We start from the raw sequence: 10,119 nt of genomic DNA on the forward strand, positions 1-10,119 counted from the left end.
ACGGAATCGGACGCGCGACTTGCGGGACGGGACAGGCGGCCTATTCTGCCCCAAGGCAAGAGGAGGCCCCCATGTCAACATCTGAAATCGTCATCCTGTCCGCCGCCCGCACGGCGATCGGCACCTTTGGCGGCAGCCTGTCTGCCCTGCCGCCCATCGATCTAGCCAGCGCCGTCACCCGCGCCGCGCTGGAGCGCGCGCACATCGCGCCGGACCGGATCGGCCAGGTGGTCTTTGGCCACGTCATCAACACCGAGCCGCGCGACATGTACCTGTCCCGCGTGGCGATGCTGGACGCCGGCATCCCCCACACCACCCCTGCGATGAACGTGAACCGGCTGTGCGGATCCGGCGCGCAGGCGATCGTGTCGGCCACGCAGGCGCTGCTGCTGGGGGATGCGGATTTCGCCGTCGCGGGGGGCGCCGAAAGCATGAGCCGGTCGCCCTATATCCTGCCCTCGGCCCGCTTCGGGGCCAAGATGGGCGACCAGGCGATGCTGGACATGATGACCGGCGCGCTGACCTGCCCGATGGGCACCGGCCACATGGGCGTCACGGCGGAAAACGTCGCCGCCGAACATGACATCAGCCGCGAGCAGCAGGACGAGTTCGCGATGGAATCGCAGCGCCGCGCGGCGGCCGCCATCGCCGCCGGTCATTTCCGCGACCAGATCGTCCCGATCGAGGTGAAGACCCGCAAGGGCACCGTCGCCTTCGACACCGACGAGCATCCCAAGGAGACCAGCCTGGACAAGCTGGCGGGTCTGAAGGCGGTCTTCCAGAAGGGTGGTTCCGTCACTGCGGGCAATGCCAGCGGCATCAATGACGGCGCGGCCGCCCTGGTGCTGGCGCGGTCCGAGGCGGCCGAGGCGGCCGGCCTGACCCCGCGCGCGCGCATCTTGGGCTATGCCGTGGCCGGCGTGCGCCCCGAGGTCATGGGCATCGGCCCCATCCCGGCGGTCGAGGCGCTGATGAAGCGCACCGGGCTGACGGTGGCGCAGTTCGACGTGATCGAATCGAACGAGGCCTTTGCCGCGCAGGCGCTGGCGGTGAACAAGGGGTTGGGGCTTGATCCGGCCCGGGTGAACCCGAACGGCGGCGCCATCGCCCTGGGCCACCCGGTCGGCGCGACCGGCGCGATCCTGACCGTCAAGGCGCTGCACGAACTGGAGCGGACCGGCGGCCGCATCGGGCTGATCACCATGTGCATCGGGGGCGGGCAGGGTATCGCAATTGCCATAGAGCGGATCTGAAGGGCGTCCGGCCGACGCTGTTCGGGCGTCGGCCGGACCTGAGAATCAACCGCCCAAGGCAGGCCCCGCCTGCCGACCTGAGGCATCTTATGGCGACTAACCAAAACGGAAAAGGACGGCCGCGAGGCCGTCCTTTTTGCGTTGGAGCGCGGGGATGAAGATCCCTGCGTCTCTAACTGGGGAACGGGCCGCCCCAAGAAGGCGGCCCGCGAGATCCACGGAGATGGTCCGGTTAGGGATGGAAAGACATCCGGTCCCAACCAGGGTTTACGACCCTTGGGGCTGCCCTCAGGCCACGGCCCCCCTGAATGTTCCGACACCTCTCTCCACTATCACTCTCGACACTGGACCACCTCCTTTCAAAAGATTGCCGTTATAGGGAAATGGTGACACAGATCGAAATTCTGTCAATCAGCTTTTGTCCGACCCCCGCAACAAATTGCGGACAATCAGTCGGAAAGGCACAAGGGCCAGTAGGGCCAGACCAAGTTTGACCAGCCAGTCGGCAACTGCCAACGAAACCCACAGGGCCGTGACCGGTCCCTGACCAAGCAGCGGAACGGGCTCTGCCGCCCAGCCTGTGTTGATGTCGGCAGGCAGGCCCGCCCAGAAGGCGATGGTGAAGAACAGCGCCGTGTCCAGGCCCGATCCGACCAGTGTCGAGGCCAGCGGCGCGCGCCACCAGCGGCCTTTCCGCAACGCGTCGAAGACGGCGACATCGGCCAGCTGCGCCACCAGGAAGGCCGTGCCCGAGGCCATCGCGATTCGCAGCGTCGTGGCCTGCAGGCCGGCGGCGACCAGCGAACAGGCCAGGCCGGTGACAAAGCCCGCCAGAACGACCCGCCGCGCCGCCGCCGGCCCGTGGATGCGGTTCATGACATCGGTGACCAGGAAGGCCAGCGGATAGGTGAAGGCGCCCCAGGTCAGCCAGTCGCCGATCACGAACTGCACCAGGATGTTCGACGCCACGACGATGGCGGCCATGGCAAGGATGCCGGGCAGGAAGCGGGTCATCGGGGGGATTTTTCCGTTTTGCAAGGTTGCGGAAGAACTTGGCCCGGCCTTTGGGCGCGGGCAGGGCCGCTTATGCCCCGGCCTGCCGGCTTGTCAATTCCGCTGCGCCTGCCGGGTGGTGTCGTGCAGGCGGTATTCGACGATCTCGGTGCGCTGCAGGAACATGAAGTTGTCGTCCGAGATCATGGTGATCCGGATGCCCTGCCCGTCGTCCCAGACCGAGATGCCCTCGAGGTTGTCATATTGCAGCGGGCGGGTTTCCAGCAGGATCTCCTCGTTCCGGGGACCGTCCGGGGTCAGCTCCATCCGGCGCAGGCGCGAGGAAAAGCCGAGGATGCCGCGAAAGTCCCGCTCCAGCAGGTAGAAGAGGCCGTCGGGCCCGAAATCGGCGCCGACCGGCAGCCAGCGCGGATCGCGGCGGATCTGGGTCAGCCGCGACCAGGCACCGTCGAAGGCCAGGACCGGGAAGGGCAGGTCCGGCCCACCTGAGCGTTCAGGCACGGCGATCAGCGTGCCGTCGTCCCGGATCGCCAAGGCCTCCAACCCTGAATTCACGCCCATGCCGGGCAGCTGCGGCGGAAGCGGCAGGCGGACGGCCGGGCGGTCGGGATCGGGATAGGAGGCGACGCGGTCCAGGCCTTCGAAACTGACCCAGATGCCGCCGTCCCTGTCCACGGCCAGCCCCTCGCTGTCGCCGGTATAGCCCGGTGGCAGCGGCTTGCCCTGGCTGTCCTGCAGATTGGCGCGCCCGGCGATGTTCATGCCGCGGATGAGGCCCTGGTCGTCCCGTTCGACGCTGCCCCAGTACAGGTGCGAGCGGTCGGTCAATGCGTGGAAGCTCCGCCCGTCCGGGCTGATCTCGATGCCGGAAAAGCCGCCGAAGCTGGCGTGATCGTAGCGCCAGACATAGGTGCCCACATGGTCAAGCACCGCGCCTGCAAGAACGGGCGCGGTGCCGAGGGCCAGCGACAGGGCCGCAGCGGTCAGCCGGGCGCTCAGGGTGCCGCGGCGACGGTGTTGCATTGTCGCGGAAGCTCGCTGAGCCGATAGGTGCGGGGATGGCGGTAATCGGGATCGGCCGGAGCCGATGGGGCGCGGGACGGGTTGGCGCGGTTGTTGATCCACTGCTGCGCCTCGGCGCAGCCGTCGCCGGGCGGGGGCGGGTCCTGGGTGCGGCAGATCGAGCCGGCGGGACAGGACAGCCGGACATGGAAGTGATAATCATGGGCGTTGATCGGGCGCACCTTGCGCAGCCAGCCGCGATCGCCGGTTTCCATCTGGCACATCGCGACCTTGGCCACGGGATCGACCAGGATCCGTTCGACCCGCCGGTCGCCGGCGGCGGCGCGCATGATCGACATGTGCTGCGGCGTCCAGTTGCCCGACAGGCCCAGCCCGTTCGAAGCCACGACCGAGACGGAGGAGATGTTCTCGCGCTGCTGGCGGCTGAGGTTCAGCGCGGGGGGCGGCAGCATCCAGATATCCGCGTCCAGCCCGATCTGGTGGCTGGCATGGCCCGAGGTCATCGGCCCGCCGCGTGGCTGGCTGATGTCGCCGATATACAGTCCTTGCCAGCCCGCCTGCCGGGCGGCACGTGACAGGCCGACCAGAAAGTCGATCATCACCGGATGGCCCCAGTGGCGGTCGCGCGACAGGCGCATGGCCTGCCAGGTCGGGCCGGTTTCGGGCAGCTGCACCAACCCCTGGGCGCAGCCTTGGGAATAATAGCCGATGGCGACGGCCGGCCCCTGCGATGGGCCGCGGAACGCGCCGAACACGTCCTTGGCCAGTGGGTCGGCGGCGGCGGGCAGCGCCAGTCCCAGCATCAGGGCGGCGGCGGTCAGGGTCTTCTTGATCACGGTTGGGCCTCTCCTTCCGGGTCGACCCACCCTAGCAGAACCAGCGCGACAAGGAAGATCACGATCAGCGGAAGGAATCCGATCCGCTGGCTGCCGCTGAGATCGGTGCTGAGCGCGATCAGGAAGGGTGCCAGGAAGGCGGTAGCCTTGCCCGACAGGGCATAAAGGCCAAAGCCCTCGGTCGCGCGCGCCTCGGTCGTGTGGCGGACCATCATGGTGCGGCTGGCCGCCTGCAGCGCGCCCCCCGCGCCCCCGATCACCGCGCCGCAGGCAAAGAAGATCAGGTCGGGCAGGCGCAGCCCCGCCAGTAGCGGCTCGGCCCCGACGGGCATCCCGAAGACGGAATTGCGGTCCATGCCGACCAGAAGCGTGCAGACGGCGGTCAACGCCAGGATGCAGGTCATGATGACCGCCCGCGGGCCGAAGCTGCGGTCGGCGCGGCCGCCCAGCCAGCTGATGATCGCGGCCGAGATGGCGCTGATCACCCCGAAGATCCCGGCCAGGAAGACCGGCCAGCCCAGCACCGTCCCCGCATAGACGCCGCCAAATCCGTAAAGCGCGTTCAGCGCATCGCGGGAAAACATCGAGGACAGCAGCCACAGCGCCAGGCTGCGGCGATGGCGCAGGCTGCGCACCAGCGCCCAGAGGTCGCGCAGCGCCGCCCGCACCCGGAGCGGACGCCGCGCCACGTCCGGTTCGCGGACCCACAGAAAGAAGGGCAGCATGAAGACGACGTACCAGATCGCGGTGAAGGGACCGACAAAGCGCGTTCCTTCGCGCAGGGCGGGGTCAAGCCCGAAGAGCGGCGGGATGCCCGCCAGGGTAACGCCGCCCGGGGTTTCGGCGAACAGCGCCAGCATCAGCGCCAGCGACACCACGCCGCCCAGATAGCCGAAGGCGTAGCCGGAACCGGAGAGGCGGCCGACCTCGTGCCGGGGGGCAAGGCCGGGCAGCATGGCATTGGTGAAGATGGTGGCGAACTCGACCCCGATCAGGCCGATGCCGAACAGCACGATGGCCTGGACCAGGGCGGGCTGGGTGGGCATCAGCCACCACAGGCCCGCCGATCCGACGACATAGAGGATGGAAAACAGCCATACCCAGGGCAGCCGCCGCCCGGAGGTGTCGGCGATGGCGCCCAGGATCGGCGCCAGCAGCGCGATCACCGCACCGCTGATCGCCAGACCATAGCCCCACAGCGCCTGCGCATGGGCCCCGGCCATCGTGCTGCTGTCGCCCATCGCGATGAAGTGGCGCTTGGCGACCTCGGCGAAGTAGATCGAGAAGATGAAGGTCAGCAGCAGCGTGTGAAAGGGCTGGCTGGCCCAATCGAAAAACCACCAGCCCCAGATCCGCTTGCGGTTCATGCCGTCCCCCTGTCGCGCGTTCGGCGACATAAGGCCCGGCAACCGTCAGACTGGCAAGGAAAGTTTCGCGTCCTCGGGGATGGCCGGGGGCCAGGGGCGCACGGCGTCGGCCGCGATCCATGCGGTGATCCAGTCGGGCAGGGGCGGACTGTCGGGGCTGTGCCCCATCGCGGCCATCACCTCGGCCGGCGGCACGATGCCCTGCGCCGAAGTCACGGCCGAGCGGATCAGCACTTGGTTGCAGCATTCCGTTCCCCGCCACATCGATTGTTCCATGTAGACGAAGCGGTGATCCCAGCCCACGGTGCGCGACATCATCGTGAAGCGCTGGAACGCCCGAATGCGGCGCCGATAGCGGGTCGAGTTGCCCGCAACCGTGATGCCCCAGCCCCGCGCGCGCAGGATCGGGATCAGGCCGGTGCGGCTGGCCAGCGGGATGCGGCCCAGGTCGAACAGGGTCAGGGTGCGGCCGTTGTTCAGCTCGATCCAGGGGTCGAGGTCCCAGGGCCAGCAGACATGGGTCGAGACATGCGTTCCGGTCGGCGCCAGCCGGGGCGCATTGCGGAATTTCAGCATCTCTTTGGCAAAGCGGATCAGCGGATACATGGCAGCCCTTTCCTTTGCGCCTTGGGTGGCCGCGGATCAAGAGGGCGTCAAGGCGAACGCGGCGGCATCGGGTCGCATCGGCTTGCGTCAGGCCCGGCACGTCGCCATACAGTGCAAAACCGCCGCGGACGAAGGAGTGACCATGGGAACGCTGTACGAGGCCTTGCAACTGATCCTGCAGGTCGTGTGGTTCATCATGATCGTCCACATCATCATGTCCTGGCTGATCAACTTCCAGGTGCTGAACCTGCGCCAGCCGCTGGTCGCGCAGATCTGGGACGGGCTGAACCGCCTGCTGGAGCCGGTCTATGCCCCGATCCGCAACATGCTGCCCCGCACCGGCGGGCTGGACCTGGCGCCGCTGATCGTCTTTATCATCATCATCATCCTGCAGCGGGCCCTGGCCAACAATGCCGGGTTCTTCTACGGCTTCTGATGGCGCGAGACCTTCCTGCGGGCGATCTTCTGCGCCAGGTCTGGGGCTTTGACGGCTTCCGTCCCGGCCAGCAGGAGATCGTCGAGGCCGTGGCGCAGGGGCGCGACGTGCTGGCGATCATGCCCACGGGGGGCGGCAAGTCGCTGTGCTATCAGCTGCCGGCGCTGATGCGCGAAGGCGTGACGGTGGTCATCTCTCCGCTGATCGCGCTGATGCGGGATCAGGTGCGCGCGCTGCGCGAGGCCGGCGTCGAGGCCGGCGCCCTGACCAGCGGCAATACTGAGGCCGAGACCGAGGCGGTGTTCCAGGCGCTGTCTGCGGGTCAGTTGAAGATCCTCTACATGGCGCCGGAGCGGCTGGCCTCGGGTGGGACGGTGAACCTGCTGCGCCGCGCCAATGTCACGGCCATCGCGGTGGACGAGGCGCATTGCGTCAGCCAGTGGGGCCATGACTTCCGCCCCGACTATCTGCGCATCGGCGACCTGAAACGCACGCTGGACGTGCCGCTGGCGGCCTTCACCGCCACCGCCGATGTCGAGACGCGGGCCGAGATCGTGACGCGCCTGTTCGAGGGCGCCCCGCCGGTCACCTTCCTGCGCGGGTTCGACCGCCCGAACATCCGCCTTGCCTTTCAGCCCAAGAACAGCCCGCGCACCCAGGTGCTGACCTATGTCGCCGCGCGGCGCGGGCAGTCCGGGATCATCTATTGCGGGGCGCGGGCGCGGACCGAGACCCTGGCGCAGGCGCTGCGCGAGGCCGGGCACCCGGCCATCGCCTATCACGCGGGCCTGGAGGCCGAGGCGCGGCGCGAGGCCGAGGCGCGGTTCCAGCGCGAGGACGGGCTGATCGTGGTCGCGACCGTGGCCTTTGGCATGGGCATCGACAAGCCCGACATCCGCTGGGTGCTGCATGCCGATCTGCCGAAATCCATCGAGGGCTATTACCAGGAGATCGGCCGCGCGGGCCGGGACGGTGATCCGGCCGACACGCTGACGCTGTACGGTCCCGACGACATCCGCCTGCGCCGCACGCAGATCGACGAGGGGCTGGCCGATCCTGCCCGCAAGGCCGGCGATCACGCCCGGCTGAACGCGCTGCTGGGGCTGGCCGAGGCCACCGGCTGCCGCCGCCGCCGCCTGCTGGCCTATTTCGGCGAGGAGCTGGCCGAGGACTGCGGCAATTGCGACCTGTGCCAGGTCCCGCCCAAGCTGTTCGACGGCACGCTGGCCGTCAGGAAGGCGCTGTCGGCCATGCTGCGCACCGGCGAATGGTTCGGCAGCGGCCACCTGATCGACGTGCTGACCGGCACCACCACCGACAAGGTGCGCGAACGCGGCCATGACCAGCTGCCGACCTTTGGGGTCGGCCGCGATTTCGGAAGGGGCCAGTGGCAGGCGATCTTTCGGCAGATGATGGGGTTGGACCTCTGCCGTCCCGACCCCGAGCGTCACGGTGCCCTGCACCTGACCGAGGCCGCCCATCCGATCCTGCGCGGCGAGGAAAGCGTCACCCTGCGCCAGGACACGACCCAGAACGCCCGCGCCGCGAATGTCCTGCGCACCCAGGTCGACGAGGAGGACGAGCCGCTTCTGTCGGCGCTGAAGGCCAAGCGGCGCGCCTTGGCCGAGGCCGCCCGCGTGCCGGCCTATGTGATCTTTCCCGACCGGACCCTGATCGAGATGGCGCAGAAGCGTCCTCAGGACCTGGACCAGATGGCCCGGATCGGCGGGGTGGGCGCCAAGAAGCTGGAAAGCTTTGGCGCCGAGTTCCTGTCGGTGATCGCCGGCGCGCAGCCGCAGATGCATCCGGCCCGCCGCGCGCTGGCCGGGCGGCCCGAAGGCGCGCTGTTCGATCGGCTGGTGGAGGCGCAGGCGCGGCTGCAGCGCGGCGAGGACGGGACCGAGAAGCCGCTGTCCTGTTCGACCGGACAGATCCGGCGCATCGCGGAATCCCGGCCCGCCAGCCGCGAGGCGCTGACCCGCCACCTGGATGCGCCCCGCATGGACCGCTTTGCCGACGCCTTCCTGTCCGAGATCGAGCGCGCCGACTGAGGCGCCGCCTGACCGGGGCGCAATTCGATCTTTCAACCGAATGTGATGCACCACCCGGGCCGCTTGCCCCGTGTCTTGTGACAAGCTGCAATCGGGACAGCGCTGTCCTGCAGATCGGAGATCGACATGAAACTCACCTGGTCCGACGTCACCCCCCAGTCCGTGTTCCTGGACCGCCGCCGGTTCATGGCCGCCGGCGCCGCATTGGGCGCATCCGCGCTGCTGCCGGGCGCGGCCGCGGCGCTGACCGGCAAGCCGTCGCCCTTTTCGACCGCCGAGACGCCCAACACCTTCGAGCAGATCACCAACTACAACAATTTCTACGAGTTCGGGACCGGCAAGGAGGATCCCGCGCGCTATGCGGCTGCGCTGACCATCGATCCCTGGTCGGTCGAGATCGGCGGCATGGTGAATCGCCCGGGCAGCTATGGCGTCGAGGACCTGGCCCCCGACAATGCGCTGGAGGAGCGGATCTATCGCCTGCGCTGCGTCGAGGCCTGGTCGATGGTCGTGCCCTGGATCGGCGTGCCGCTGGCTTCGGTCCTTGAAAAGGTGGGCGTCCAGCCCGGGGCCAAGTTCGTGGCCTTCGAGACCGTGATGCGCCCGTCCGAGATGCCGGGGCAGACCCGCGCCATCCTGGACTGGCCCTATCGCGAGGGGCTGCGGCTGGACGAGGCGATGCATCCGCTGACGATCCTGGCCACCGGTCTCTATTCCGAACCGATGCCCAAGCAGAACGGTGCGCCCATCCGGCTGGTCGTGCCGTGGAAATACGGGTTCAAGTCGATCAAGTCGATCGTCCGCATCACCCTGACCGACCAGCAGCCCCTGGCGACTTGGCAGCAGATGCAGCCGTCGGAATATGGTTTCTACGCCAATGTGAACCCGACCGTCGATCATCCGCGCTGGAGCCAGGCGACCGAGCGGCGCGTGGGCGCCGGCCTGTTTGCGGGCCGCGAGGAGACGCTGATGTTCAACGGCTATGCCAATCAGGTGGCGCAGCTTTACGCGGGCATGGACCTGAAGGCGAATTACTGATGGTCCGCCGGATCAACGACAGCCTGCGCCTTGTCCCCGTCTGGCTGGTCTGGCTGGCAGGGGCGCTGCCCTTTGCCCTGCTGGTCTGGGATACGGTCGCGGGCGGCCTGGGCGTCGACCCGATCCGGGAGATCGAGCACCGTCTGGGTCGGACGGCGCTTTACTTTCTGGTCGGGGGGCTGGCGGTCACGCCCCTGATGCGGCTGACCGGCATTTCGCTGATGCGGTTCCGGCGCGCCCTGGGGATCCTCTGCTTTGCCTATGCGTTGCCGCATGTGCTGGCTTGGGTCGTGATGGACATGGGGTTCCTGTGGGCGCAGATGGCACGCGACATCGTCAAGCGGCCCTATCTGCTGTTCGGAATGCTGGCCTTCGTGATGCTGCTGCCGCTGGCCCTGACTTCGAACAACCTGTCGCTGCGCAAGCTGGGCGGCCAGAGCTGGCGGACGCTGCACAAGCTTGTCTACCTGGCGGCTCCCTTGGTGGCCCTGCATT

Annotated in this window: 10 protein-coding genes (1 of these 10 cut by a window edge); 5 read left to right on the plus strand and 5 right to left on the minus strand. The window is 68.2% G+C overall.

Annotation, left to right across the window (positions count from 1 at the left end; translation table 11 throughout):
* Nucleotides 1-71: 71 nt before the first annotated feature.
* Nucleotides 72-1,253 carry an acetyl-CoA C-acyltransferase family protein gene (locus ACZ2G3_RS01400; RefSeq protein WP_470397199.1) on the plus strand — a complete coding sequence of 394 codons (1,182 nt, stop codon included), beginning with the start codon at nt 72-74 and terminating at the stop codon, nt 1,251-1,253.
* 411 nt (nt 1,254-1,664) lie between these two features.
* Here ACZ2G3_RS01400 and ACZ2G3_RS01405 read toward each other — a convergent pair whose 3' ends face one another.
* The 5 genes from ACZ2G3_RS01405 to ACZ2G3_RS01425 all read right to left on the minus strand — a co-directional run bounded on the left by ACZ2G3_RS01405 (nt 1,665) and on the right by ACZ2G3_RS01425 (nt 6,099).
* Complete coding sequence (locus ACZ2G3_RS01405) at nt 1,665-2,267, minus strand: queuosine precursor transporter (RefSeq protein WP_470397200.1); 603 nt, start codon at nt 2,265-2,267, stop codon at nt 1,665-1,667.
* Between the two features lie 93 nt (nt 2,268-2,360).
* On the minus strand, nt 2,361-3,290 hold the full coding sequence (locus ACZ2G3_RS01410; protein WP_470397201.1) for an esterase-like activity of phytase family protein: 930 nt from the start codon (nt 3,288-3,290) through the stop codon (nt 2,361-2,363).
* A complete protein-coding gene (mepA, locus tag ACZ2G3_RS01415; RefSeq protein WP_470397202.1) occupies nt 3,263-4,126 on the minus strand; it encodes a penicillin-insensitive murein endopeptidase in 864 nt (287 codons plus the stop codon). Before mepA ends, ACZ2G3_RS01410 begins: the two co-directional genes overlap by 28 nt.
* Nucleotides 4,123-5,493 carry an MFS transporter gene (locus ACZ2G3_RS01420; RefSeq protein WP_470397203.1) on the minus strand — a complete coding sequence of 457 codons (1,371 nt, stop codon included), beginning with the start codon at nt 5,491-5,493 and terminating at the stop codon, nt 4,123-4,125. Before ACZ2G3_RS01420 ends, mepA begins: the two co-directional genes overlap by 4 nt.
* A gap of 45 nt (nt 5,494-5,538) precedes the next feature.
* Nucleotides 5,539-6,099, minus strand: coding sequence for an acyl-CoA thioesterase (locus ACZ2G3_RS01425; protein ID WP_419268857.1), 561 nt, complete (start codon nt 6,097-6,099; stop codon nt 5,539-5,541).
* A gap of 142 nt (nt 6,100-6,241) precedes the next feature.
* Between ACZ2G3_RS01425 and ACZ2G3_RS01430 the strand changes: the two genes are divergently transcribed.
* From ACZ2G3_RS01430 to ACZ2G3_RS01445, 4 genes are all read left to right on the plus strand, one after another.
* A complete protein-coding gene (locus ACZ2G3_RS01430; protein ID WP_419268860.1) occupies nt 6,242-6,535 on the plus strand; it encodes a YggT family protein in 294 nt (97 codons plus the stop codon).
* The gene (recQ, locus tag ACZ2G3_RS01435; protein ID WP_470397204.1) at nt 6,535-8,586 is read left to right on the plus strand and encodes a DNA helicase RecQ; all 2,052 of its coding nucleotides are present in this window, start codon (nt 6,535-6,537) and stop codon (nt 8,584-8,586) included. Before ACZ2G3_RS01430 ends, recQ begins: the two co-directional genes overlap by 1 nt.
* A 126-nt stretch (nt 8,587-8,712) precedes the next feature.
* On the plus strand, nt 8,713-9,624 hold the full coding sequence (gene msrP / locus ACZ2G3_RS01440) for a protein-methionine-sulfoxide reductase catalytic subunit MsrP (protein WP_470397205.1): 912 nt from the start codon (nt 8,713-8,715) through the stop codon (nt 9,622-9,624).
* Nucleotides 9,624-10,119: the 5' portion of a protein-methionine-sulfoxide reductase heme-binding subunit MsrQ gene (locus tag ACZ2G3_RS01445; protein WP_470397206.1), read on the plus strand. 125 nt of this gene lie beyond the right edge of the window; 496 of the gene's 621 nt are visible here — the first part of the coding sequence; its start codon is at nt 9,624-9,626; its stop codon lies beyond the right edge, outside the window. Before msrP ends, ACZ2G3_RS01445 begins: the two co-directional genes overlap by 1 nt.

The organism is Paracoccus sp. KKT209, from assembly GCF_055635455.1.